This is a genomic window from Bacillus sp. FSL K6-0069 (assembly GCF_038007785.1).
GTDB classification, from domain to species: Bacteria; Bacillota; Bacilli; order Bacillales; family Bacillaceae_G; genus Bacillus_A; species Bacillus_A mobilis.
This window is the reverse complement of the sequence record NZ_JBBOXN010000001.1, coordinates 4687501-4713491: the sequence shown is the minus strand read 5'-3', so window position 1 is coordinate 4713491 and position 25991 is coordinate 4687501. Positions and strand designations below refer to the sequence as shown.

The 25991-nt window shown below is 37.3% G+C and carries 28 protein-coding genes and 1 pseudogene (1 of these 29 running past the window's edge); 16 read left to right on the top strand and 13 right to left on the bottom strand.

Translation table 11 applies throughout. The features are described 5' to 3' along the window. Positions 1-28 precede the first annotated feature (28 nt). Positions 29-655: a 3D domain-containing protein gene (locus tag MHB74_RS24390; RefSeq protein ID WP_033656415.1), complete on the top strand. Its 627-nt coding sequence runs from the start codon at positions 29-31 to the stop codon at positions 653-655. Positions 656-783: 128 nt separating this feature from the next. Beyond that, positions 784-2268, top strand: a complete 1485-nt coding sequence (gene pepA / locus MHB74_RS24385; protein WP_061680149.1) for a cytosol aminopeptidase — start codon at positions 784-786, stop codon at positions 2266-2268. Between the two features lie 245 nt (positions 2269-2513). Here the strand turns inward: pepA and cdaS are convergent, their stop codons facing one another. Then, positions 2514-3119, bottom strand: coding sequence for a sporulation-specific diadenylate cyclase CdaS (cdaS, locus tag MHB74_RS24380; RefSeq protein ID WP_001158734.1), 606 nt, complete (start codon positions 3117-3119; stop codon positions 2514-2516). Positions 3120-3262: 143 nt separating this feature from the next. Between cdaS and MHB74_RS24375 the strand changes: the two genes are divergently transcribed. Then, positions 3263-4987, top strand: a complete 1725-nt coding sequence (locus MHB74_RS24375; protein ID WP_061680148.1) for a phospho-sugar mutase — start codon at positions 3263-3265, stop codon at positions 4985-4987. A 108-nt stretch (positions 4988-5095) separates the two neighbouring features. Next, on the top strand, positions 5096-5983 hold the full coding sequence (galU, locus tag MHB74_RS24370; RefSeq protein WP_061680147.1) for a UTP--glucose-1-phosphate uridylyltransferase GalU: 888 nt from the start codon (positions 5096-5098) through the stop codon (positions 5981-5983). Positions 5984-6027: 44 nt separating this feature from the next. On the opposite strand, the gene MHB74_RS24365 is transcribed toward galU, so the two are convergent. Together MHB74_RS24365 and MHB74_RS24360 are read right to left on the bottom strand one after the other, a co-directional pair. Next, positions 6028-6621 (bottom strand): biotin transporter BioY, encoded by a 594-nt coding sequence (locus MHB74_RS24365; RefSeq protein WP_061680146.1) that lies wholly within the window; start codon positions 6619-6621, stop codon positions 6028-6030. 50 nt (positions 6622-6671) lie between these two features. Further along, on the bottom strand, positions 6672-7415 hold the full coding sequence (locus MHB74_RS24360) for a DUF3298 and DUF4163 domain-containing protein (protein WP_061680145.1): 744 nt from the start codon (positions 7413-7415) through the stop codon (positions 6672-6674). A gap of 95 nt (positions 7416-7510) precedes the next feature. On the opposite strand from MHB74_RS24360, the gene MHB74_RS24355 reads away from it, so the two are divergent. After that, positions 7511-7894 (top strand): hotdog fold thioesterase, encoded by a 384-nt coding sequence (locus MHB74_RS24355; RefSeq protein WP_001140606.1) that lies wholly within the window; start codon positions 7511-7513, stop codon positions 7892-7894. 39 nt (positions 7895-7933) lie between these two features. Here MHB74_RS24355 and MHB74_RS24350 read toward each other — a convergent pair whose 3' ends face one another. Then, the gene (locus tag MHB74_RS24350) at positions 7934-9310 is read right to left on the bottom strand and encodes a glycine--tRNA ligase (RefSeq protein WP_000287155.1); all 1377 of its coding nucleotides are present in this window, start codon (positions 9308-9310) and stop codon (positions 7934-7936) included. Between the two features lie 345 nt (positions 9311-9655). Further along, positions 9656-10369, bottom strand: coding sequence for a DNA alkylation repair protein (locus MHB74_RS24345; protein WP_061680144.1), 714 nt, complete (start codon positions 10367-10369; stop codon positions 9656-9658). 117 nt (positions 10370-10486) lie between these two features. Here MHB74_RS24345 and MHB74_RS24340 point away from each other — a divergent pair, with 117 nt between their 5' ends. Continuing rightward, positions 10487-10954, top strand: coding sequence for a hypothetical protein (locus tag MHB74_RS24340; RefSeq protein WP_000390064.1), 468 nt, complete (start codon positions 10487-10489; stop codon positions 10952-10954). A 110-nt stretch (positions 10955-11064) separates the two neighbouring features. Here MHB74_RS24340 and MHB74_RS24335 read toward each other — a convergent pair whose 3' ends face one another. Then, positions 11065-12390 carry an ArsB/NhaD family transporter gene (locus MHB74_RS24335; RefSeq protein ID WP_061680143.1) on the bottom strand — a complete coding sequence of 442 codons (1326 nt, stop codon included), beginning with the start codon at positions 12388-12390 and terminating at the stop codon, positions 11065-11067. A gap of 290 nt (positions 12391-12680) precedes the next feature. Between MHB74_RS24335 and kapD the strand changes: the two genes are divergently transcribed. Then, positions 12681-13304: a 3'-5' exonuclease KapD gene (gene kapD, locus MHB74_RS24330; protein WP_061680142.1), complete on the top strand. Its 624-nt coding sequence runs from the start codon at positions 12681-12683 to the stop codon at positions 13302-13304. A gap of 41 nt (positions 13305-13345) precedes the next feature. On the opposite strand, the gene MHB74_RS24325 is transcribed toward kapD, so the two are convergent. Continuing rightward, positions 13346-13729, bottom strand: a complete 384-nt coding sequence (locus tag MHB74_RS24325; RefSeq protein WP_001209345.1) for a kinase-associated lipoprotein B — start codon at positions 13727-13729, stop codon at positions 13346-13348. 164 nt (positions 13730-13893) lie between these two features. On the opposite strand from MHB74_RS24325, the gene MHB74_RS24320 reads away from it, so the two are divergent. From MHB74_RS24320 to MHB74_RS24310, 3 genes and pseudogenes are all read left to right on the top strand, one after another. Continuing rightward, positions 13894-14070, top strand: a complete 177-nt coding sequence (locus tag MHB74_RS24320; protein ID WP_000982763.1) for a hypothetical protein — start codon at positions 13894-13896, stop codon at positions 14068-14070. A 68-nt stretch (positions 14071-14138) separates the two neighbouring features. Beyond that, on the top strand, positions 14139-14678 hold the full coding sequence (gene sodC / locus MHB74_RS24315) for a superoxide dismutase [Cu-Zn] (protein WP_061680141.1): 540 nt from the start codon (positions 14139-14141) through the stop codon (positions 14676-14678). A 103-nt stretch (positions 14679-14781) separates the two neighbouring features. Continuing rightward, positions 14782-16082: pseudogene (locus MHB74_RS24310) on the top strand (IS4 family transposase). A 260-nt stretch (positions 16083-16342) separates the two neighbouring features. Here MHB74_RS24310 and MHB74_RS24305 read toward each other — a convergent pair. Continuing rightward, positions 16343-17497, bottom strand: coding sequence for a MalY/PatB family protein (locus MHB74_RS24305; protein ID WP_061680260.1), 1155 nt, complete (start codon positions 17495-17497; stop codon positions 16343-16345). Between the two features lie 117 nt (positions 17498-17614). On the opposite strand from MHB74_RS24305, the gene MHB74_RS24300 reads away from it, so the two are divergent. Further along, the gene (locus MHB74_RS24300) at positions 17615-17866 is read left to right on the top strand and encodes a YugE family protein (RefSeq protein ID WP_061680261.1); all 252 of its coding nucleotides are present in this window, start codon (positions 17615-17617) and stop codon (positions 17864-17866) included. Positions 17867-17895: 29 nt separating this feature from the next. On the opposite strand, the gene MHB74_RS24295 is transcribed toward MHB74_RS24300, so the two are convergent. Together MHB74_RS24295 and MHB74_RS24290 are read right to left on the bottom strand one after the other, a co-directional pair. After that, complete coding sequence (locus MHB74_RS24295) at positions 17896-18735, bottom strand: alpha/beta fold hydrolase (RefSeq protein ID WP_061680262.1); 840 nt, start codon at positions 18733-18735, stop codon at positions 17896-17898. Between the two features lie 109 nt (positions 18736-18844). Then, a complete protein-coding gene (locus MHB74_RS24290; protein WP_061680263.1) occupies positions 18845-19837 on the bottom strand; it encodes a 2-hydroxyacid dehydrogenase in 993 nt (330 codons plus the stop codon). A 265-nt stretch (positions 19838-20102) separates the two neighbouring features. Between MHB74_RS24290 and MHB74_RS24285 the strand changes: the two genes are divergently transcribed. The 3 genes from MHB74_RS24285 (at position 20103) to yugI (ending at position 22384) form a co-directional block, all read left to right on the top strand. Beyond that, positions 20103-20600: an Lrp/AsnC family transcriptional regulator gene (locus MHB74_RS24285; RefSeq protein WP_061680264.1), complete on the top strand. Its 498-nt coding sequence runs from the start codon at positions 20103-20105 to the stop codon at positions 20598-20600. After that, positions 20597-21787, top strand: coding sequence for an aminotransferase (locus MHB74_RS24280; protein ID WP_061680265.1), 1191 nt, complete (start codon positions 20597-20599; stop codon positions 21785-21787). The genes MHB74_RS24285 and MHB74_RS24280 overlap by 4 nt, the downstream gene beginning before the upstream one ends. A 252-nt stretch (positions 21788-22039) precedes the next feature. Beyond that, entirely contained in the window at positions 22040-22384 is a 345-nt protein-coding gene (yugI, locus tag MHB74_RS24275) for a S1 domain-containing post-transcriptional regulator GSP13 (protein ID WP_000003765.1), read from the top strand. Positions 22385-22496: 112 nt separating this feature from the next. On the opposite strand, the gene MHB74_RS24270 is transcribed toward yugI, so the two are convergent. After that, positions 22497-22730 carry a DUF378 domain-containing protein gene (locus MHB74_RS24270; RefSeq protein WP_048542215.1) on the bottom strand — a complete coding sequence of 78 codons (234 nt, stop codon included), beginning with the start codon at positions 22728-22730 and terminating at the stop codon, positions 22497-22499. A gap of 274 nt (positions 22731-23004) precedes the next feature. On the opposite strand from MHB74_RS24270, the gene MHB74_RS24265 reads away from it, so the two are divergent. Further along, positions 23005-24357: a glucose-6-phosphate isomerase gene (locus MHB74_RS24265; RefSeq protein ID WP_061680266.1), complete on the top strand. Its 1353-nt coding sequence runs from the start codon at positions 23005-23007 to the stop codon at positions 24355-24357. 107 nt (positions 24358-24464) lie between these two features. Next, a complete protein-coding gene (locus tag MHB74_RS24260; RefSeq protein ID WP_061680267.1) occupies positions 24465-24878 on the top strand; it encodes a YugN-like family protein in 414 nt (137 codons plus the stop codon). Here MHB74_RS24260 and MHB74_RS24255 read toward each other — a convergent pair. Next, entirely contained in the window at positions 24865-25860 is a 996-nt protein-coding gene (locus MHB74_RS24255; protein WP_061680268.1) for a potassium channel family protein, read from the bottom strand. The genes MHB74_RS24260 and MHB74_RS24255 overlap by 14 nt on opposite strands. A 92-nt stretch (positions 25861-25952) precedes the next feature. Then, positions 25953-25991, bottom strand: the end of a protein-coding gene (locus MHB74_RS24250; RefSeq protein ID WP_061680269.1) for an MgtC/SapB family protein. 642 nt of this gene lie beyond the right edge of the window; 39 of the gene's 681 nt are visible here — the last part of the coding sequence; its start codon lies beyond the right edge, outside the window — the gene reads right to left on this strand; the stop codon is at positions 25953-25955.

Sequence of the window (25991 nt, the reverse complement as noted above, 5' to 3'; positions counted from 1 at the left end):
TAACGATGAAGGAGTGTGGAATATAAAAATGTTAAAACGATATTGTATTCGCATTATGATGACTTGTTTACTTGTATCCGCATTATGCGTAACATGGAATGCTTTCACAGGAGTTTCTTTATTAGAGATTGTAAAGAAGTATGAGGGAACGAGTGCAAAAGAAGTACATGCAGCAGAAATTAAGAGAAATGTTGCTCCGAGTAAAGAAGTGATAAATGCTTTAGAGCAGGCGAAAGACTGGTCTAAATATCGTTCAATTGAAATGACTGCAACAGGTTATACGTCAGGAATTGAGTCAACTGGTAAGAGGCCGGGACATCCGGAGTATGGTATTACATATTCAGGTGTTAAGGTGAAAAGGGATTTATATTCCACAATCGCAGCTGACTTACGCGTATTCCCAATTGGAACGATTTTATTCGTACCAGGTTATGGGTATGGTGTAGTAGCTGATAAGGGCGGTGCAATAAAAGGGAACCGTCTTGATTTGTACTATGATACAGTGAAAGATGTTTATAGCCAATGGGGTAAGAAAAAAGTAAATGTGTATGTAGTGAAAGTTGGAGATGGTAAGTTTTCAGAGGAAGAGTTAACGATGTTAAATCAAGACGAAACGATGCAAGTGTTTCGCGGTCAATATTTAAAACAAAGATAGTCTAGTGGTAATTACGCTAGACTTTTTTTATTTCATGATAGAGGTAATAGTAGAAGTTAGAATTGTCGCATTTTATCGAAAATAAAGTTATAATAAGGGTAGAGTAGAGAAATTTAGGGGGTCTGAACATGTTTCAAGTACAAAAAGAATTAGCAAGCCATGAAGCGGTAATTGTTGCCTTATTTGAAGAAGAGAAAACGAGTAGTTTTGTACAAGAACTGGACAAAGCGTTTGAAGGACAATTACAAGTTTTATTAGAAGAGAAAGAACTTTCTACGAAGAAGAAAGCTATTTCGAAAGTACATAGTTTAGGGAAAACAAATGTGAAACGTTATTATTTCGTTGGTTTAGGTAAGAAAGAGTCTTACACGACAGAAATATTACGTGCAGCTCTTGGTAAGGCGTTTAAAACGTTACAAGCAGCAAAAGTACAAGATGCAGCAATCTTACTTGATTCTTTCGTAACAGAGAAATTAGACGCGATTGATGTAGCTCACATTGCAGCAGAGGTACAAGGTCTTGGTACATATGAGTTACAAACGTATAAATCAGATAAAAAAGAACGTGTGGAGTTAGAGAAGTTCACGGCTATTACAACAGAAGATGCACATGAAATTGAAGCTGCATTAACAGTTGGCTACGTACATGGACATGCAACAAATTCAGCTCGTACACTTGTAAATATGCCGCCAAACGTATTAACAGCAACAAAACTTGCTGAGTATGCTGTTGAGTTAGCGGAAAAGTATGATATGGATTATAAAGTTCTTGAGAAAGAAGAGATGGAAGACCTTGGTATGGGTGCGTTACTTGCAGTAAACCAAGGATCTACTGAACCACCAAAAATGATCGCTCTTATTTATAAAGGAAAAGAAGAGTGGACAGATGTCATTGGATTCGTTGGAAAAGGAATCACATACGATACAGGTGGTTATTCATTAAAACCACGTGAAGGCATGGTCGGTATGAAAGGTGATATGGGCGGTGCTGCTGCTGTATTAGGTGCGATGGAAATTATCGGTGAACTTCGCCCGGAGCAAAATGTGATCGCTGTTATTCCATCAACGGATAACGTTGTAAGTGGTACAGCATTTAAGCCAGACGATGTCATCACGTCTATGAGCGGAAAAACAATTGAAGTATTAAATACAGATGCAGAAGGTCGCCTAGCGTTAGCTGATGGTATTACGTATGCGAAAAAACTAGGTGCAAACTATCTGATTGATGTTGCGACGTTAACAGGTGGTGTAATTGTTGCGCTTGGAAATCACACGACAGGTGCAATGACAAACAATGAAGAGTTGTTTGAGCAAGTGCTAGAGGCATCTATGGAAACAGATGAATCAATTTGGCAATTACCGATTTTTGATCGTGATAAAGAACGCGTGAGAAACAGTAAATTTGCTGATTTAAATAACTCACCAGGTCGTGAAGGACATGCGGTTATGGCAGGGACATTCCTAGGTGAATTTGCTGAAGATACACCGTGGGTACACTTAGACATCGCTGGAACATCTGAAACATCAGGAGCGCATGATTTAGGGCCAGCTGGAGCAACAGGTGCAATGGTACGTACACTTGCAACACTTGTTGAACGTTTCGGAGAAGAATAAAATTATAAGAAAAGGCTGTTCCAACATGTTGGAACAGCCTTTTTTATTATGATGACTATGGTCGTCTTATCCCACATGAACTCGTTTCACTTTATCCCGCTTTAATGGACAGTAAGACCCCCGCCTCAAAATTCAGCGAAAGCAAAGAAGTTAGGTGTGGGGTCGGGCTGCCCATAAAAGTCCGATTGGTGAGGGCTAATAATCAGTGGGGGATGAAGAAAACCCCCACTGATTAAAGTTTCACTTTATAAAGAAATCGTATATAGCGTCCCATTTAAAGCGAATGAAGTGCGGCCTGTTTCTTCAGAGACAACTAAAATAAGGGCATCGCTTTTTTCTGATAAGCCAATTGCAGCTCTGTGACGTGTTCCTAGTTCTGGATCAACTTCTGTGCTTTTCGTTAACGGAAGAATATTGGCAGCTGAAACAATATGATTATTTTTAACGAGAACGGCCCCGTCATGAAGAGGGTTACCTGGATAGAAAATGGATTCAAGTAACGGTGAGGTTAAATGAGCATGTAATGTTGTCCCAGTTTGAATGAGAGAGTCAAGCGGTTCGTTTCTTTCCACAACAATAAGAGCCCCGTGTTTTCGGGCGCTTAAATGTTGGACAGTCGCTGTAATAGAATGTGAGCTTTCCGTATAAGGTGATAAATACGCTTGAATATAGTATGTAGCTGCCAATGTTTGTACATTGGCTAACATATGATGAATATCTTCCATTTTGCACAAAATACATTCATCTTCTTTATCAATTGCTTGCCTCATAATTGATAATTCTTTCTCAGCAATTTCAATCATTTGTTTTGTTTGTATTTTGAGCTCTTCTGACAAGCCCCATTCTTGCATAATCCTCATTCCCTTTAGTGGAGTATTTAGCCATAGTGTATACAAATATTCTTAGTAAAATCCTATTAGATTGTAAAAAATATTGAGATACAGGTTGTTTTTTTCATATAATAAAGGTATGACAAGCGAGAGGAGATAGAAGTATGAACTGGAAACAAGAATTTAGTCGCTGGCTTTCATATACAGAGCTAGACGCAGAACTAAAAGAACAGTTAGAAAACATGAAGCAAGATGAGAAGAAAATTGAGGACAGCTTTTATAAAAATCTAGAATTCGGCACAGGTGGTATGCGTGGTGAACTTGGTGCTGGTACGAACCGTTTAAATGTATATACAGTTCGTAAAGCGACACAAGGATTAGCGACGTTTATTGAAAAATTAGGTGAAGAAGCGAAGAAGCGCGGTGTTGTTGTAGCGTACGATTCTCGTCATAAATCACCTGAATTCGCAATGGAAGTAGCTGCTACACTTGGTGCACACGGCATCACAACATATGTGTTTGAAAGCTTACGTCCAACGCCAGTGCTTTCTTTCGCAGTTCGTCATTTACATACAGTGAGTGGAATCGTTCTTACGGCAAGCCATAATCCACCTGAATATAACGGTTATAAAGTGTACGGTGAAGACGGTGGGCAGTTGCCTCCAAAAGAAGCTGATGAGTTAATTAGCTATGTAGATGCAGTAGAGGATGAGTTAACAGTTGAGGTTGCTAATGTGGAGCAATTAAAAGCTGACGGTTTATTACATATTATTGGACAAGAAGTAGATGATGCATATGCAGCAGAATTGAACAATGTCATCATTAATAAAGAAATGGTACAAAATGTTGGGAAAGACTTAAAAATCGTCTTTACACCATTACACGGAACATCAAATATTTCTGTACGCCGTGGTTTAGAAGAAGTTGGATTTACAGATGTAACAGTTGTAAAAGAGCAAGAGTTACCAGATCCGAACTTCTCTACAGTTAAATCACCGAACCCAGAAGAGCATGCAGCGTTTGAGTATGCTATTCGTGACGGTGAGAAGGTAGGCGCAGATGTGTTAATCGCAACGGATCCTGACGCTGACCGCCTTGGCGTAGCAGTTCGTAATCACGATGGTGAGTTCCAAGTATTAACTGGTAACCAAACAGGTGCATTAATGCTTGATTACTTATTATCTCAAAAGAAAGAAAACGGAACACTTCCAGAGAACGGTGTTGTATTAAAAACAATCGTAACATCTGAAATTGGCCGTACAATCGCGAAAGCATACGGTTTAGATACAGTTGATACGTTAACTGGATTTAAATTTATTGGTGAGAAAATTAAACAGTATGAAGAAAGCGGACAATACGAATTCCAATTCGGTTATGAGGAAAGCTATGGTTATTTAATCCGTCCATTCTGTCGTGATAAAGATGCAGTACAATCTGTTCTATTTGCATGTGAAGTAGCTGCATACTACAAGTCACAAGGAAAAACGTTATACGATGGTCTATTAGAAGTATTTGAGAAGTATGGTTTCTTCCGTGAAGATCTTGTATCGTTAACGCTAAAAGGAAAAGATGGAGCGGAACAAATCCAAGAAATGATGGCAACATTCCGTGAAAATCCTCCGAAAGAAGTAGCTGGCTTAACAGTTGTAGCAGTTGAAGACTATAAAGCGAGCATCGTTACATCTTTACAAGATGGACATAAAGAAGAGATTCACTTACCGAAATCAAATGTGTTAAAATATCAATTAGAAGATGGTTCATGGTTCTGCCTACGTCCATCTGGAACTGAACCGAAGATTAAGTTCTACTTCGGTGTTCAAGACAATTCTTTACAAAATAGTGAACAAAAGTTACTTACTATTAAAGAAGATATTATGAATCGTTTATAATATAAAGTAATTTTAGGTAGTAGGGAACAAAAGGGAGTGAAACCTCCCTTTTGTTCTATGTAAGGAAATGATCGTTATTGATTCTGACAGAAGAGAGGGTATTTTGTGATGAAAAGAGTAAGAAAAGCGATAATCCCAGCAGCTGGATTAGGAACACGTTTTTTACCAGCTACAAAAGCAATGCCAAAAGAAATGTTACCGATAGTAGATAAACCAACTATCCAATACATTGTAGAAGAAGCAATAAAATCAGGAATCGAAGATATTATTATCGTTACTGGTAAAACGAAGCGCTCTATTGAAGATCATTTTGATAATGCATTTGAGTTAGAGCAAAACTTATTAGAAAAGAAAAAGTATGAGTTACTTGAAAAAGTACAGGCTTCTTCAAAAATGGTAGATATTCACTATATCCGTCAAAAAGAACCAAAAGGATTAGGGCATGCAGTTTGGTGTGCACGTAAATTCATCGGTGATGAGCCATTCGCTGTTTTATTAGGTGATGATATCGTTCAAGCTGAAAAACCATGTTTACGTCAATTAATTGAAGAATATGATAAAACGCTTTCTTCTGTTATTGGTGTACAAACGGTTCCAGAAGATGAAACACACCGTTACGGAATTATCGACCCATTAGAGCAAGAAGGCCGTCGTTACCAAGTTCGCAATTTCGTTGAGAAACCAGCAGCAGGTACAGCACCTTCAAACTTAGCAATTATGGGACGTTACGTTTTAACACCTGAAATCTTCATGTTCTTAGAACAGCAACATATTGGTGCTGGTGGTGAAATTCAGTTAACAGATGCAATCCAAAACTTAAACGAAATTCAACGTGTATTCGCTTACGATTTCGAAGGAACGCGTTATGATGTAGGTGAAAAGTTAGGATTCGTTCAAACGACAATTGAAATGGCCCTACAACACCCAGAATTACGTGATGACATGGTTCCAATGATGCAGAAAATTTTAGAAAAACACATGAATCAAAATTCTTAATAGAAAAAAGAGTTATTTCAGTACACTGAAATAACTCTTTTTTATTATGAAATCGTTGAATGAGAATGCTGATAAGCGGAACGGCGTACAGCATAGTATATACGAGGTGCGATAATAGCACCGATAATTGTAAATACAATATCTTTTACTGCGAACCACATCATAATCATCCAAGCAGCTTTATAGCTCATATTACCACCCATGAAGAGATTGACTGCGCCGTACATATAAGTAGTGCCGATAATATAAGTTAAAATGATTCCTGTGAAAGAGGCAATTGCAAATGTGCTGAATGTTGGTTTTTCCTTTTGTTCTACAAGTTTTCCTGATACGTAAGCAACGATAATAAATGCGATAATAAAACCACCAGTAGGATCTAAAAGTGCTCCAAAACCAGCTTTGAAGTTAGCGAAGATTGGCGCACCTGCTAATCCAACAAGCATATAAACAGTCATTGATAATGCGCCAAGTCTACTTCCAAGAAGAAGCCCTGCTAAAATTGCGAAAAATGGTTGCATAGATAATGGGATGCCCGCTACTTGCAGGAATGGTGCCCAAGATACAATATTTGCACCAATGGCCATAAGAGCAACGAACATGGCAGCTAATGCTAAATCTAAAACATGAAATCTTCTCATAATGTTAACCTCCTGTTGTTTTTAGGTTAACATTATCGTAGCGAAAATATTTACTTGTTGTCAATCAAAATATTTTGATAAGAAGGCTTCAAATAATCTCTTAGCAACGTATATGGAATACGAAATTGCGGAATTCCGCTTGAATAAGGAGCAATCTCATATAAAGGGAAATAAATGACGAGATTGTCTGGTTCTAAAAAGAAGTGGAACTTTTTCGTACTCATGACCTTTTCAGTTGCATCAGGAAAATAAATGCTTTCATTTTGTTTAATTTGCCTTACAATTTCAGCACGAATTACTTCTTTATATGTATCTGCTTTTTGAAATAATTCGTCTAAGTGTAGTAGCTTTTTTTCGTTTAAATCAAATGTGTTTGCCTTCCACGTATACAGACCGTGTGCTCCGCCTGTATATTGATAGTAATTCACATATAGACTAAGAAAAGGTGGTTTATTTAAGGAGACTTTATAATCAACATTCGCCACATACGGGTGAAATGGTGTACTAGATCCTTCTGTTTCTTTATAATATTTTTTTGCGTCTTTTTCTAATTTGGCTTTAAATTTGTCAGTAGATTTCTTGTAATAGAAATTGAGCTTATTTTGAAATTTAGAATCGGAAAAATTGTGAAAAGAAGGTCTGTTAATTTGATATTCTATATAAGGTTTCTTACCTTTTTGCGTCACAGTCTGAACATCGATTGTCAGGTTGGATGCTTTGGCTGCTAGTGCACAATTTGGTACAATAGTCAGCAAGGAGAACATAAGCAGTAATATACAAAATTTCTGTTTCATTTAGGTGAAACCTCCTTATATAAGCGTTATAAGTAGTTTGAAAATAAACAGGTAAAATTATACATTTAATTAAAGTAAGAGAAGGGGGAAACGAGATGGCAAAAACTTTAATGGATTCACTTGGAATTGAGTTGTTAGAGATGACAGAGGATAAGGTAGTTGCTACGATGCCTGTAGATGAGCGTACGCATCAGCCGTTTGGATTTTTACATGGTGGTGCATCCCTTGCATTAGCAGAAACAGTAGCAAGCGTTGGTTCATACAATTTAATTGATCAAGAGAAATGTATTTGTTTCGGTCTAGAAATTAATGCAAATCACATTCGCTCAAAGAAAGATGGAATTGTAACAGCGATCGGGACACCGATACATAGAGGACATTCAACGATGGTTTGGGATGTGCGTATTATTGATGAAAATGATGATTTACTGTGCATATCACGATGTACAGTAGCAATTAAAGAAAAACGTGAAAAGTAAAAAAGAGGCGCTCTCATGAGCTGCCTCTTTTTCTTATCATTAGAACTGGATTTTCTTCTCTAAGAAACCTTTTAGTTCGCTAATTGGCATACGAACTTGTTCCATTGTGTCACGGTCACGTACTGTAACAGCTTTGTCTTCAACTGAGTCGAAGTCGTAAGTGATACAGAATGGTGTACCGATTTCGTCTTGACGACGGTAACGTTTACCGATAGAACCAGTTTCGTCAAAGTCTACCATGAAGTCTTTAGCTAGTTCTGCGAATACTTCAGTAGCACCTTCAGATAGCTTTTTAGATAATGGTAAGATTGCTGCTTTGTATGGTGCTAAAGCAGGGTGGAAACGAAGAACTGTACGAGAATCGTTTTCTAATTGCTCTTCTTCATATGCATCACATAAGAATGCTAATGTTACGCGATCAGCACCTAAAGATGGCTCGATGCAGTACGGTACGTAACGCTCATTCGTTTGTGGATCGATATAGTTAAAGTCTTCGTTAGAGTGTTCCATGTGACGTTTTAAATCGAAGTCTGTACGAGATGCTACGCCCCATAGTTCGCCCCAACCGAATGGGAATCGGAATTCAATATCAGTTGTTGCGTTACTGTAGTGAGATAACTCTTCTTCACCGTGGTCACGAAGACGCATGCTTTCTTCAGTCATACCAAGTGAAAGTAACCAGTTCTTACAAGTTTCACGCCAGAATGCGAACCACTCTAAATCTTCGCCAGGTTTACAGAAGAATTCAAGTTCCATTTGTTCGAATTCACGTGTACGGAACGTGAAGTTACCTGGCGTGATTTCGTTACGGAAGCTCTTACCGATTTGGCCGATACCAAATGGAAGTTTTTTACGCATAGAGCGTTGTACGTTTTTAAAGTTTACGAAAATACCTTGTGCTGTTTCAGGACGAAGGAAGATTTCGTTTGTGCTAGACTCTGTAACACCTTGGAAAGTTTTGAACATTAAGTTGAACTGACGGATTTCAGTGAACTCTTCACTACCACAATCAGGACATTTTACTTCATGCTCTTTCATTAAGTCAGCCATTTGGTCGAAAGTAAGACCATCAACAACCATTTCGATGCCTTTTGCATCTAATGCATCTTCAATTAATTTGTCAGCACGGTGACGCGCTTTACATTTTTTACAATCGATCATTGGATCGTTGAAGTTACCAACGTGACCAGAAGCGATCCAAGTTTTTGGGTTCATTAAAATAGCTGCGTCTAAACCAACGTTGTATGGAGATTCTTGAATGAATTTTTTCCACCAAGCTTTTTTAACGTTATTTTTTAATTCGATTCCAAGTGGACCGTAATCCCAAGTGTTTGCAAGACCACCGTAAATTTCAGAACCAGGGAAAACGAAACCGCGATGTTTTGCTAAGTTTACAACTTGTTCCATTGAATACATAATAAAATCCTCCTTTTGAAAGTTAACGTATTGGCGATGACGTGCTCAGGTACTTGTGAAACGAGCAGTATATGCTTTGAAAACATAAAAAAACGCTCATCCCAAGGCTTAATTGCCTAGGGACGAGCGTTTGCCCGCGGTTCCACCCTAGTTGATACACTAAAGGTGCATCCACTTTATCACGTATTGCTCGGGACTGCCGTTTCCTTGCGGCTTCAGGCTTTCACTATCCCTGAATCGCTTTTTGTGCAAGTACTTATAAGTCCGTCATCGCTACTTATATTAATAATAATGAACATATTCTAACACGTTCTTTTTTAAATCTCAATAGAGGAACGTGTCTATCTATGATAGAGTCTCGCCTATTTTTTCGTTATTTATTCCGTAATTTTGTTTAATGTGCTTAATTGCTTCACGTTTACTAAGTGAGGCAAGTTCGTTATTTTGTACGTATTCCAAAACGACATCGGGCTTTGTTTTTGCATATTCGCGAAGGACCCAGCCAATCGCTTTTTGAATGAAAAATTCTTTTGAAGAATGTAGTTGTCCAATAATCCAGAAAAGAAGTTCTTCATCCATCTTTTGTTTATATTTTAGCTGGAATAGAATAGCGGCGCGTTGTAACCATATGTTATCTGATGCAATCCATTTTGGAATATAGGCAGAAATTAATTCTGGATGTTTTAAAAAGATATTCCCTAAAAATGTAGGAACGATGCTATCGACAGAATCCCACCAAGACTTTGTGACAATGAGTTTTTCTAAAAACGGGATATGTGTTTCGGTTATATGCTTTTTATATTTTTGCATAATATCGAGTGCTACTGCCTGAAATTCACGTTCTGGTAAATCCCAAAGCTCACGTACGATAATTTGGAAATCTTTTGGATCTGGGAGAGTATGTATTTGGATGATGTCTTTCAATAGTTGTCTTCTTTCAGGTGTTTGAATACCGAGAAATGGGAAGTGGTTTTTCATATAACGTGCCATCGGTTCTGCTTTTTCCGGATTTTTGTGAGCTATGAAATGTTCTTGTAGTGCTTTTACAAATGGATGCATCAGTTGTTCTCCTCTCTAATTATCTTACTCCTATTATTATACAGAGAGTTTGGTTAAATTTTAAAACATAACTTGCTATGTAATGAAATATGTTGAGAGTAGAGAGGAGAGGATAAGATGGAAGATCAAGGCGTACTAGCAGGTTTCTTTGCTCTTAGTTTTGCGTTTATTCTTGTTGTATTGATTTGGGCAATTATTGCGTATTTATTAACGGCTTTTGCACTGTATACGATGGCGAAAAATGATGGTGCAACGGATGGTGCTCTTGCGTTTATTCCTTTTTTAAATAGTAAGATATGGGGGGATTTAGCGAAAGATAAATTACCAGATTTCTTAAAAGAAGAAGCAGGATGGAAAGTATTCGGCATATATGTCGCGTGTTTCATTTTTAACTTCGTACCAATTCTATATTTAATAGCAACAGCTGTATCGATTGTGCTGTCTATTTATCTTATCTACGCAATTTTAGATAGATACGGAACGAATTCTATATTGTTTACAATTATTCATACAATCACGTTTTCGGTTTTCTTACCGATTCACTTATTTATTATTCGGAATGAGCCGGTAAGATATAACGAGTAGATATATGTGGGGAGCTGTTTCGAAGATGTTTTGGAACAGCTCTTTGTTGGTAAAGCGATATTTCGTTGACTAAGAAAAAAGGGCTGCCACATAGGACAGCCCTTTTTCTACTACATAAGGTAGCGTAAATAAATATAAATATGAGAAATGATTAATGAAACGATCATAATTGGGAAACCAACTTTTAGGAAGTCCATGTAGCTAAACTTATGTCCTTCGCGGCTTGCGATACCTGCAACGATTACGTTAGCTGAAGCTCCAATTAATGTTCCGTTTCCACCTAGACAAGCACCTAATGCTAATGCCCACCATAATACGTCGATTTGTGCGTCAGAAGGTGATAAACCTAGCCCAACTGCCATATCGTTAATAAGCGGGATCATTGTTGCAACGAATGGAATGTTATCAATTGTTGCCGAGGCGATACCAGATACCCATAAAATAAGGATAGATGCGTAAGAAACATCTCCACCTGTTATGCCAATTACTTTTTGAGCTAACATTTTGATAAGGCCGATATCAATAAGTCCTCCAACAAGTACGAATAGTCCTGCGAAGAAGAAGATTGTTACCCACTCTACACTTGCGAATACCTCTTCAATTTCATGTTCTTTCACACCGATTAGCATAAGTACAGTAGCACCAGTTAAAGCGATGATAGCTGCATCAACATGGAAGATCGAATGAGTCATGAAACCTACGATTGTAAGTCCAAGTACTGTTAAAGATTTTTTCATTAATACGGGATCTTTAATGTATTGTTTTTCATCTAAACTCATTAATTTTTTAATTTGTACAGGATCAGCAATTAATTGTTTACGGTACATGAAGTAAAGTATTGTCGCTGTAACAGCAATAATAATGATTACGATAGGTGCTAAGTTGAACAAGAAAGCATTGAAATCTAAATGCTTATTTGCAGAACCAATCATAATGTTAGGTGGATCACCAATTAATGTTGCTGTGCCCCCAATGTTTGAAAAAATAATTTCAGAAAGTAAATAAGGAACAGGATTTACTTGCAGTATGCGCGTAATAGATAAAGTAACTGGTACAACAAGAAGTACAGTTGTAACGTTATCTAGAAATGCGGAACCAAGTGCAGTAAGTAAGGAAAGTGAAATTAAAATTTTAATTGGATTTCCTTGTGCTCCTTTTGCTGCTTTAATGGCAACGTATTGGAAGACGCCCGATTTACTCGTAATATTCACCAGAATCATCATACCGATGAGTAGTGTAATCGTCCCCCATTCAATATGTTTCGTAAAGGCGTTGTGTAAATCAACGACCCCCATAATTACCATGAGTGCTGCGCCAAGAAGTGCGATGACAGCGCGATTAATTTTTTCAGAAATAATAATGGCATATGTAATTAAAAAGACTGCGATAGCAAAATAATACTGCCAGTTTGCGAGCTCTTGCGTTGTTTCGTGCAAAACTCTCATCTCCTTTCATTCACTTTTCTTAGTGTGTCAAAAAATTAACTAGATGAAACACACATAACGTCATTATAAAGTAGAAAAAAGGGGGATGTAAATGAAAGGGCTTATTTTGTCATATTTTCTGCATCGGTCATTTTTTCTTATTTTTAAAAATATTTGTGGGCATTTGACATATATATAAGATACATCCAATCTGAATATTTAAAATGGAATTAGCATTCGAGCTTGTTCGTGTAGGAGTGTCAAATAGAAAGGAATGACAAAGATGATAAGGAAGGGATCGTATGGATGAACAACGATTTTTATTTTTGGATTTTGAGTTTACGATGCCCCAGCACAGAAAAAAACCAAAAGGATTTTTCCCGGAGATTATTGAGGTAGGACTCGTCTCGGTTGTTGGCTGTAAGGTAGAAGACACGTATTCAGCTCATGTTAGGCCGAAAACTTTTCCTTCTTTAACGGATCGATGTAAGAAATTTTTAGGGATTAAACAAGAAGTCGTAGATAAAGGAATTTCATTTCCAGAACTCGTTGAAAAACTTGCAGAATATGAAAAGAGATGTAAACCAACCATTGTTACGTGGGGAAATATGGATATGAAAGTGTTGAAACATAATTGTGAAATGGCTGGAGTAGACTTTCCATTCTTAGGACAGTGTCGTGATTTATCACTTGAGTATAAGAAGTTTTTTGGGGAGAGAAATCAAACAGGATTGTGGAAAGCAATTGAGGCGTATGGAAAAGCAGGGACGGGTAAGCATCATTGTGCGCTAGATGATGCGATGACGACGTATAATATTTTTAAATTAGTAGAAAAAGATAAAGAGTATTTAGTGAAACCAGCACCTCCAACATTAGGGGAACTTGTTGATTTTTCAAAAGTGTTAAAGAAAGTGAGTACACAGTAACGACCAAATTGCACAGTATGTAATTTGGTCGTTTTGTTTTTTTAAAGTTTGTAGTCTTTTTTTAACTGTTCTAATGTTTCTAGACTACGAACCGCAAAAGGTGAATCATCTTCAGAAAATGAATTCATTTGAGTTTCTAATGCTAATTTGAGTGACTCTGTATACTCTGGAATTTCCCCTTCATATTTCTTCACCATTTGCTCCGGAATGTTCGTTTGTTCACGGAAAGCTAAAGCGCGTCTTTCATGGAAAAATGGTACGTCAGCTTGTTTTACATTATGTAAGTCACCTTGCACCGGATGTTTTAAAACAGCTAATACTTTTACGACGTAACTGCCAGGGCGGCTATTTGTAACTTCGCCGATGTATTTTCCAGTTTTATAAATACCAGTAACGATTTCGCCAATTTCAAATGTTTCTCTCATATTTTTCACCTCAAGTTTATAGTAAGGAAAGTCCACGAAGTAGTCAAAGAAATCCTTCTCTTTCGGAACGACCCCTTGAGAATATGAATCGGTTCAACTATAATTTAAAGGTATAAAACAGAAAATTCTGATGTTTTTCAATCCAATCATAAGGAGTGTTCAATATGATGCCTTTATATTTTCCGGAAGATAAAACAGAATATATTATTCCAGGGATTGTTTGCGTTCTATTTATCATTGGTGCCGTTGCTACGTGGCGTATGTTCATTCGTGTATCAAAACGAGAAGCGGAGCGGTTACAGAAAGTTGAAGAAAAACTGTTAGCGGAAAAGAAACAGTAACTCATTTTTGTATGTTTCCCTCTATGCTCGGACAATCTAAGGGCAGAATATATTTTGGAGGGAATAGAATGAAAAAACGGCTTTTTTTCAGTTGTTGTGTATTATTTCTGATGGCAGGTTGTGACCAAGGAAAGCCGAAAGAAATTGACGTGAAATTACATAATGCTTCAGGCGATGAAGTGGGGACTGCAAAAGTAGTACAGCAAACAAGCGGAGTGAAAATTACGATTAAAGGGGAAGGTTTCGCACCTGGCCCACACGGCATACATGTACACGAAATTGGTGAGTGTAAAGCACCACGTTTTGAATCATCTGGGAATCATTTTAATCCTGATAATAAAAAGCATGGGCTTCTTAATCCAAAAGGTGCAGAAAACGGTGATTTACCGAACGTAATTGCAGACAGTTCTGGAAAGATTAAAGCAGAAATCGATGCACCACATATAACGCTTGAAGAAGGAAAAACGACGATTCATAGAAAAGATGGAGCGTCTATTATTATTACAGAAAACGCTGATGATGGTATGACACAACCAGCAGGTAAATCTGGTGATAGAATTGCTTGTGGTGTCATTGTAAAAAAAGCGTCGGATATGAAGAAAAAGTAAAAGCTACCGTGCATGGTCATAGCCATCAACTTAAGGAAATGAATAAAATTTAACTAAATGGGTCATCCTTCCATGCATACCGCAAGGAAGGATGACCCATTTTATGTATAAAATTAATGATGTTACACAAGAAGAGTTACGTTTACTAGGTGAAGAATTTAAAAGTAAATTTTCGATTCACCACTTACAACTACTAGCAGTTAAAACTGGAATGATTCGACGAAAACGAAAGTGTAGAGCACAAGACCTCGTTTCATTATGCGTGTTTCTCAGCCAAGCAATTGGGACAGAATCCCTAGTTAGTTTATGTGCGAAACTAACTAGAGCTACGGGAATCCAATTATCTAGTCAAGGTCTGAACGAACGATTTAATGCACAGACTGTACAATTCTTAAAGGAATTGTTTTTACAAGTATTTCGAAAGAAGTTTTCTCCAATGACTCCTTTATCTAACCGTTTTACACGTATCCGTATACTAGATTCAACAGCCTTTCAGCTTCCAGCTCAATATGCATCTTCTTACAAAGGGATAGGGGGTGGTGGTTCAGAAGCTGGTGTGAAAATTCAATTAGAGTATGAACTGATTTCTGGAGAATTTTTAGAAACAGCTGTAAGCGATGGAACAAGTAGCGATTGCCGTTATGGACAGGAACGTACGCAAACATTAGAGCCAGGGGAACTTTCTCTTCGTGATCTTGGTTATTTTTCTATTTATGATTTAGAAAAAATTGCGGATCGAAAAGCATTTTATGTGTCACGTATTCGCTGGAATACACAAGTCTATCAAAAAGAGAAAGATGGAAAATGGACTCTTCTCGATTTAGAAAAATTGACGAAAGATCTAGCTGAAGGACAAATATTAGAATTACCAGAAATCTATATAGGACTTCGCCAAAAACATAAAACACGCCTTGTCATATATCGTCTAACACAAACTGAGTGGGCGAAACGTTTGGAACATCACAAGAAAGCGAAAAAGAGGATGCCGAAATATGCAAGTCGGATCAACCTTCTTATTACGAACGTATCTAGTAAACACCTTCCGCACAATGAAGTGTATGAACTGTATTCTTTACGGTGGCAAATTGAAATTATATTTAAAACATGGAAGTCTATTTTTAAAATTCATGAAGTGAAACCTGTGAAACTGGAACGATTTCAATGTCATTTATATGGGCAATTAATTGGTTTGTGTTTGGTAGCTAGCATTACATATCGAATGAGAAGACTTATATGGGAGAAAAAACAAAAAGAGGTTAGTGAGTATAAGTGTACATATATCGTCAAAATTTACTTCTCTAGTATACACGACGTGCTTTTCACAACCTTTCAACATCCTGTATCAGTGCTAACCAGGCTCTTTCAGGATCTTGTCAAAAACGGAAGAAAAGCACGAAGGTATAAGTGTCGTACACCGTTCGATATCCTTAGTATCACTCAAGAATGTACGAAAAGACTTCACAAAGCCGTATAAAAAATACGAAATCCGGAGAGTCTTATTTGAGTATGTCCAAAACCGTACTCTTCTACTCCCTATTGTAAAAAAATGAGTCCGATGCCAAAAGGCATCGGACTCATTTTTTTAACTTGATGGCTATGACCGTGCATGGTAGCTTTTTTTGTGAAACGTAAGTGGAAATATATTAATTTGCCTACAAAAGAGTTTAGGATGAAAACGTATGGCGCAGTCTATTTAAAATTTCGTCTAAAACAGATCTTGGACAGCCGATGTTAATTCGAATATGTTCTTCTCCGCCTAATCCGTATTTCTCACCAGGCTCAACGATGATTTTCCCTTTTTCCTCAAGCAGTGTAGTGCGTTCGTTTTGAGAAAGCTGTAGGCGAGAGCAATCAATCCACAATAAAAAACTACCTTCTGGTTTCGTTACAGAAAGAGCAGGTATGTGATCTTTAATATATTTACAAGCGAATTGAGCGTTATCTTCTATATATAATCGGATTTCATTTAGCCAATCGTTGCATTCTGTATAGGCGCTTTGCATCGCTGTATAGGCGAATATATTTAATCCGTGGAAGCCTTGTCTATATTGGATAGATGTAAAGGCTTGACGGAGTTTTTCGTTTGGAATGATAATAATTGATGCCTGTAATCCAGCGATATTAAATGTTTTACTCGGAGCCATACAAGTAATGGTGCGCGCTGCTAATTCTTCAGATAAAGAAGCGAACGGTGTATGTGTATGGTCTGCGTAAATAATATCAGAATGAATTTCATCCGCGACAACAATTACGTTATATTTTGTACATAACGCGCCAAGTTGTGTGAGTTCCTCTTTTGACCAAACACGCCCGATTGGATTGTGAGGGCTACAAAGAAGCATGAGTTTGACGCCTTGTTGGAATTGTTTTTCTAAATGCTCGAAGTCTATCGCGTATGTATCATTTTGTTTCTGTAATGGACTTACGCATAATTGTCTATTGTTTGTTGTAACCATTTCGAAAAATGGTGGATAAATAGGTGGTTGTACGAGAACAGATTCATTTTCCTTTGTGAAGGCCTGTATGCTCGTACTAAGAGCTGGAACGATTCCGGCGCTAAAGATAATCCATTCTTTTTGAATATCCCAGTTGTACTGTTTTTTTGTCCAGTTACAAATAATATCTCCCATATTTTCGGGAGGAAGTGTGTAGCCGAAAATAGGATGCTCGATACGTGTCTTTAAAGCAGTTTGAATTGGTTGTGGTACTTCAAAATCCATATCAGCAATCCAAGCATGGATAAGTTCTTCGTTTTTATATGTATCCCATTTTGTACTATGAGTTCCACGACGATTGACTGTTTTATGAAATAGTTGCATAAGTTTGCCCCCTTCTTCTGTAAAACCGATAAGTTATGAAAGTTCTCTCTCTTCTTATAGAATAGCTGATGTGATAGGATAAAGAAAAGTATTAAAAAGTGAAAAGGCGGGAAGCGAATGGGTACATATGAAAAGATGATAGAGGTTGTGAAGAATTGGGATCCGTTTCAAATGGGACCGGAGTTTTATGAAACAGAAGCGAGCGATGTTGTGAACGTCGTAAGTGTGTTTGATGATCCAAAATACATCGCAAAGAAGATTCAACATATATACTTTATGTCTTTTGAGGAAGTACCTGCGCTTGAAAAATGTGAGAAGTTAGCTGTGGAATTACTTGTAGTAAAAGAAGGCGGAAGTTGTTCATTGTAGGCTGTCGGAATTTCCGACAGCCTTTTATATTATTGCGCAGAAAAAGCGATGATTTCTTCATAAACGTTTTCAGGTTTTTCTTCAGGTAGTAAATGCCCTGTGTTTTCGTAAGAAATAAATTTTGAATTTGGTAAATCTTTGTGTAGTCGATGACCTACATGTACAGGGACAACGCGATCTTTTTCACCCCAAATGAGTAGTGTAGGTGTTTCGATTTTTTGTAATTCAGTTGAAGATAAGTCACCTTCACGATCTCGTATCATACGAGTTAAAGCGGGGAATATACGATTGTCATAAAAGGGAGCAGAGTAGCCTTCCTTCATTTCATCGTCAATTAATGAGTGATCATGAACGACATTCATTAAGTTATGAACGATGCCGCGCCGAATAATCCAGTTCTTTACGTATAAATGAAAGAACGGTAAATAAGAAGAGTACAGTAAAGGTAAGGTTGCGCGTGCTAAATAGCTAGAGCTACATAGTAAAATTGTCTTTGAGATTAATTCAGGACGTATACGGTTTACATAAAGAGAAATTTGCCCACCCATAGAATGCCCAACTAACACAATATTTGAGAGAGATAAATGTTCAATTAAATCGATAATAATCGTTGCTAAATTGTGATAAGAATACTTAAACAGATGAGACTTATCACTTTTTCCGAATGGTGGTAAATCAAGAGCCAGTACTGTTCCTGCTTTCGATAGTAAAGGAATAAGACGGCGGTAACTGAATGAGGAAGATAAAAAGCCGTGAATGAGCACGAAAGTAGGACGTTCCGCTTTATTGTCATGTTCATACAATTCGTAATGAATAGTAGTGCCGCGAGTGGAAAAAGTGAAATAAGGACAAGTATATTCGTGATTCATTTTTTGTCACTCCATTGATTTTTGTTCATATCATTTCCAAGGAAGAAGAAAATATGTTAACAAAAAAAGGCAAGATGACGATGTCATCTTGCCTTTCGCTTATTCAGTATTATCCGCGAACAATATTAGGCGGTGTTTTTCCTTGTAACCCTGCAACTAAATTTTCAGCCGCTGTCATAGCCATTTGCTGTCTAGTTTTTAATGTTGCAGATCCGATGTGCGGTAAAGTCACAACGTTTTGTAAGGATAAGAGCGGATTATCTTTTTGAATCGGCTCTTGTGTAAACGTATCGATGCCTGCTGCAAAGATTTTCTTTTCGGTTAACGCATGGATTAACGCTTCTTCATCTACTGTTTTTCCGCGAGAAGCATTAATGAAGATTGCTGTTTCTTTCATTAATGAAAATTCCTTTTCTCCAATAAGATGATACGTTTCATCTGTTAGTGGAGTAAGAAGGACAATAAAGTCAGATTGTTTTAGTAGCGTCTGTAAATCACAATATGTAGCATCGAATTTTTGCTCTGCTTCTTCTTTACGGCGACGATTATAATAAAGAACATTCATATCAAATCCGAATTTCGCTCGTTTTGCAACGGCTTCACCAATTCGTCCCATCCCGATAATACCGATTGTACTATGGTGTACATCCAGCCCGAAGTGCTCTTTTCCAATTTCGGCATTCCATTCGCCATTTTTTACGTAAGAGTCGAGTTCGCAGACGCGGCGACCAGCAGATAGCATAAGAGCGAAAACGAGATCAGCTACTGTATCATCTAGTACGTATGGTGTATTCGTTCCGATGACATTATGCTTTTCCATCGCTTCTAAATCAAAATTATCGTAACCGACAGAAATGTTGCTTACTACTTTTAAGTTAGGAGCTACATCTAATAATTCTTCATTAATAGCAGATCCAAAATTTAATAAACCATCTTTATCTTGTATTTTCTCCAATAGAACATCGCGAGGTACTTTCTCATTTTGCTCCCATTTTTCATAATCACAGTGTTCTGATAAATATTTTTCTACAAATGTTGGAACTGGTTCGGCAATATAAACTTTTGGTTTCACGGTTCCATCCCCTTTCGCTTTATCACGCATTTTTCCGCTGATTAAAGTTTCACTTTACCCCGCTTTAACGAGCAGTAAGACTCTCACCTAAAAAGACGGTTAAGGCAAAGAAGTGAGGTGGGAGATCAACTGCTCGTAAAAGCCCGATTGGTGCGGGCTAATAATCCATGGGGTGAACCTTTCCATGGATTAAAGTTTCACTTTATTTTGACATAATTCACTAAAAAAATCTTCTTTTCAAACTGGAAAGGGTATTTGTATAATTTAGACACAAAGGAAAGGAAGGATGATTTATATGGTGACGGAAAAGGAATTAGAATTATTAGCTTGTCTTGAAAAAAGTAGTCGATTAACTGTAGATACATTAGCGAAGCTGTTAAATATAGAAGTAGAAGAAGTAAAGAAAATGGTGGAGAAATTAGAAGCGGAAAAGATTATCGTGGATTATGTAACACATATCGATTGGACGAAGGTGAAAGAACATACAGGTTTAACGGCGATGATCGATGTGAAAGTTACGCCAAAGCGCGGCGTTGGGTTCGATGCGGTTGCTGAACAAATTTATCGTTATTCAGAAGTGAAGTCTGTGTATTTAATGTCAGGGACATATGATCTGTCTATTACATTAGAAGGAAAGACAATGGGAGAAGTAGCGATGTTTGTTTCTGAGAAATTAGCAACAATTGAATCTGTCGTTTCTACGACAACTCATTTCATTTTGAAGAAGTATAAACATGAGGGAATTATTTATGAAAAAAACGATGATGATAAGCGGATTGTGGTGACACCATGAAGCAATTTGAACTATCTAGAGCAGCAGAATCTTTACAACCATCAGGTATTCGAAAGTTTTTCGATTTAGCAGCGAATATGAAAGGTGTTATTTCTCTTGGAGTAGGAGAGCCTGACTTTGTTACACCTTGGAATGTAAGGCAAGCATGTATCCGTTCTTTAGAACAAGGATATACGTCCTATACAGCAAATGCAGGATTATTGGAGCTCCGTCAAGAAATAGCAAAGTATCTAAAAAAACAATTTGCAGTATCTTATGATCCAAACGATGAAATCATTGTTACAGTTGGAGCGAGTCAGGCGTTAGATGTAGCGATGCGTGCCATTATAAATCCTGATGATGAAGTACTCATTATTGAACCGAGTTTCGTTTCTTATGCACCGCTTGTGACATTAGCTGGAGGAGTTCCAGTTCCCGTGGCGACTACTTTAGAAAATGAGTTTAAAGTACAACCAGAACAAATTGAAGCAGCTATTACGGCGAAAACAAAGGCAATTTTACTTTGTTCACCAAATAACCCAACAGGTGCGATGTTAAATAAATCCGAGCTTGAAGAAATAGCAGTAATCGTTGAAAAGTACAATTTAATCGTATTATCTGATGAAATTTATGCAGAGCTTGTATACGACGAAGTATATACAAGTTTCGCGAGTATTAAAAATATGCGCGAGCATACGATTTTAATTTCAGGATTTTCAAAAGGATTTGCGATGACAGGATGGCGCCTCGGTATGATTGCAGCTCCTGTTCATTTTTCAGAATTAATGCTCAAAATCCACCAATATTCCATGATGTGTGCACCGACGATGTCTCAGTTCGCAGCACTCGAAGCGTTACGCGCGGGGAATGATGAAGTAATTCGAATGAGAGATAGTTATAAGAAACGACGTAATTTTATGACGACATCTTTCAATGAAATGGGATTAACATGCCATGTACCGGGCGGAGCGTTTTATGTCTTTCCTTCCATTTCTTCAACTGGATTATCTTCAGCGGAATTTGCAGAACAGTTATTATTAGAAGAAAAAGTGGCTGTTGTACCTGGAAGTGTATTTGGCGAAAGTGGTGAAGGCTTTATTCGTTGCTCATATGCAACATCGCTTGAACAACTAATGGAAGCAATGAAGAGAATGGAACGGTTTATAGGAAATAAAAAAAGGACAAAACGTAATACGTTTTGTCCATAAAAGGGGGGGAATACTAGAAAGCCATGTGTTAGTATTCTATCCCAATATTGGAGAATTATACGTACTACAGGAAATTTTTCGTTAATTTTGAATGAGTTCTGCCATAGTGGTATAATTTACTAATATAAGGTATGCGTATCCTGAGTCGCTTTACTTAGGATACGTACTAACTAATCGGATATTTAACAATAAATCATCTGCTTTGCTATCTACAATTGTAGAGAAAATGGTAAACGTATGGGAGTGTTTCATATGTCAGAACAATATACAACAGGAGTGGTTGTAACAGGGAAAGTGACTGGGATTCAAGATTACGGTGCATTTGTAGCGTTAGATGCAGAAACACAAGGACTTGTGCATATATCTGAAATTACAAATGGATATGTAAAGGATATTCATGACTTTTTAAAAGTCGGCGATACAGTAGAAGTAAAAGTACTTTCAATTGATGAAGAACACAGAAAAATGAGTTTATCGTTAAAAGCGGCGAAAAGAAAACAAGGACGGATTCTTATACCGAATCCATCTGAGAACGGATTTAATACGCTGCGAGAAAAGCTAACAGAATGGATTGAAGAGTCCGAGTTAACAAAGTAAAAGAGGAGCGCATATGAGCGTTCCTCTTTTACTTTGTCTTATGATATATATTTGCAAATATGATTGCATGCAATCATATTCGTATGTCGGAGGCGAAATAAAGACATACTGACTAGTGGATTTCGTTCGTTTCTGGGTGAGTACCAAGATTTTCTGATGGTTTAAAGAGTAAACCAAGATTGATAAGCCCAGAAATACCGACGATGCCGTAAATAATACGTGAAAGAGCTGAGTTTTGTCCACCGAAAATGGCTGCCACTAAGTCAAACTGGAAGAACCCGATTAGTCCCCAGTTTACAGCGCCAATTACAGTAAAGACTAATGCGATACGTTGCAGAGTACTCATGAAAAAGCCCCCCTTAATTGTGAAGCATGAGCAAGCGATGAGTTAATTAACTCCTTTATAGAATGGGGCAGTTATGTTGTTTTTATACATAAAAAATATAAGAAAAAGGATGTATATACATCTATACCGAAAAATGCGAATTTTTATGCAAAAAATGAACTTTTTCTAAAAAATATATATTGGTTACGTTTACAATTGTTGAATCGCTTGATTTACAACTTCAGTTTCGCTAAAGTGAATACAGAAATACATATACATTATTGGAGGGAAAAAGATGAGTACACATGTAACGTTCGACTATTCTAAAGCGTTATCCTTCATCGGTGAACATGAAATCACTTATTTACGTGATGCAGTGAAAGTAACACATCACGCAATCCACGAAAAAACTGGAGCTGGGAACGATTTCCTTGGGTGGGTAGACCTTCCGCTTCAATATGACAAAGAAGAATTTGCTCGCATTCAAAAATGCGCAGAAAAAATTAAAAATGACTCTGACATTTTACTTGTTGTAGGTATTGGTGGTTCTTACCTAGGAGCACGCGCAGCAATCGAAATGTTAAACCATTCTTTCTACAACACGCTATCTAAAGAACAACGTAAAACTCCACAAGTGCTATTTGTTGGACAAAACATTAGCTCCACTTACATGAAAGATTTAATGGACGTATTAGAAGGTAAAGACTTCTCTATTAACGTTATTTCCAAATCAGGTACAACAACAGAGCCGGCACTAGCATTCCGTATTTTCCGTAAGTTATTAGAAGAAAAGTATGGACAAGAAGAGGCTCGCAAACGTATTTATGCAACGACAGATAAAGCACGTGGTGCATTAAAAACATTAGCTGATAACGAAGGTTACGAAACATTCGTTATTCCAGATGATGTTGGAGGACGTTTCTCTGTATTAACGCCAGTTGGTTTATTACCAATCGCAGTAAGTGGCTTAAATATTGAAGAGATGATGAAAGGTGCAGCTGCTGGTCATGGTGACTTCGGTGCATCAGAGCTAGAAGAAAACCCAGCTTACCAATATGCAGCAGTTCGTAATGCTTTATACAATAAAGGAAAAACAATTGAAATGCTTGTTAACTATGAGCCAGCACTTCAATACTTCTCTGAGTGGTGGAAACAGTTATTTGGTGAAAGTGAAGGAAAAGATCAAAAAGGTATTTTCCCATCTTCAGCAAACTTCTCAACTGACTTACACTCATTAGGTCAATACGTTCAAGAAGGTCGTCGTGACTTATTCGAAACAGTTCTGAAAGTAGGTAAATCTACGCATGAACTAACAATCGAATCAGAAGAAAACGATTTAGATGGATTAAACTACCTTGCTGGTGAAACTGTAGACTTCGTAAACACAAAAGCATACGAAGGTACATTACTTGCACATAGCGATGGTGGAGTACCAAACTTAATCGTAAATATCCCTGAATTAAATGAGTACACATTCGGTTACCTTGTATACTTCTTCGAAAAAGCATGTGCGATGAGCGGCTACTTATTAGGCGTAAATCCATTTGACCAACCAGGAGTAGAAGCATACAAGAAAAATATGTTTGCTTTACTTGGTAAACCAGGATTTGAAGAGTTAAAAGCAGAATTAGAAGAGCGTTTAAAATAATAAAAAGCGACCGGATTCCGGTCGCTTTTTATTATTTAATCGAAAAGTCCATCAGTATATTCAAACTAGAGTGGGTATGCTAAAGAAAAAGTCTAGGAGGGATGGGCTTGATTCCGATTCAATCCAATTTAGAAGGACGTACATATGCGTTATATAAGTTAGAAGAGATAATGAAGCCGCTTGGGTATAACATTGGTGGCAATTGGGATTACGATAAAGGGTGCTTCGATTATAAAATCGATGAAGAAGATGGCTATCAATTTTTACGAGTGCCATTTACAGCAGTGAATGGCGAATTAGATGTGCCGGGCGTAATCGTCCGTCTTGAAACACCGTATATTCTTTCTCACGTATATCAAGACGAACTAGATGATCATGTAAATACTTTAGCAGCCGGAACGAGTGGAATGGATCAATTTGCTGAGCCGAAAGATCCAGATGGAGATGTGAAAAGAAAATATATCAATATTGGGAAAGTGCTCATACAAGAACTAGAGCGTCATTTTATTAATGGTGAATAACAATGAGTATGTCGCTTTCAATGAGAATAAAGGAATGGACTGGATTAATCATATATTGTTCGTCGCGCTTTATACCTAGTAATAGAATGTTTTGCTTTAAAAGAGTATAGCTGCAATTTGCGAAAGTTTGTCCTGTGCAGGAAGGAGAAAGCTCCATCAGTTGTAATTTATTATCAGAGATTTCATCGTAAAGTGAGAATAGGACACCTGAAATAGAAGGGAATAAAAGAGAAGCGGTAAATACATAGCTCGTTAATTTATTTCCTTCTATAATTTCTGATACACCAGCTCTCGTTGCATTTTGTATTTGTTCAGAAGTAAGAAGTTCAGCGATGCAATGAATGTTTGGATTGAGTCCTTTTGCAGTTAAAATATTTAAAATGGACTGTGTATCTGCTAAGCTTTCATTTTTTTCTTTATCAGCTGTTATTAATATAGTGTGTGCTGTTGTAATATTAGCTTTTAATAAAGTTTGATCGTGATGGGGGCACCCCTTTATAAATTCTAAATGATGAAATGGTTTTGGAAGTAAAGAAAGTGTTTCATCAATTAAAACGATATCAAGATTCGGTTGTAAAACATGCATTTGTTTGACAACATGCTTTGCCCGTTCGTTCCATCCTACAATAATCATATGTCCGTTAGAAGTCGCAGCTTCTTCTCCTTTAATCTTCATATATTGTTTACTAATCATTTCAGTAGCGAACAAAACCATATAATAAGAACAAAATCCGGTTCCTAATAAAATAATACCCATACCGATAAGTTTGCCTATTAGTGTATGCGGGGCAAAGTCACCATAGCCAACGGTGAAGATAGTAACGATTGACCACCAAATTCCATCAAACCATGTGGTGAAGTGCGATGGTTCTAATCTATGTATAAGAAATCCGGAAAAAGCAGTAAGTACAACAATAAAGCAAATTAAACGAAAAATAATGGAATCACGAAATGTATCTACTAAATTTGGACGGGATTTCAAACTCTTATTCCTCCTTACTTTGCAGGACTACATTCATTGTTACCATTATAGAAAAAAGAAAAACTCTCTAATTGAAAAGAGAGTTTTTTACATTACATACTTTCCACTTCAGTTTGTTGAACACTATCAAG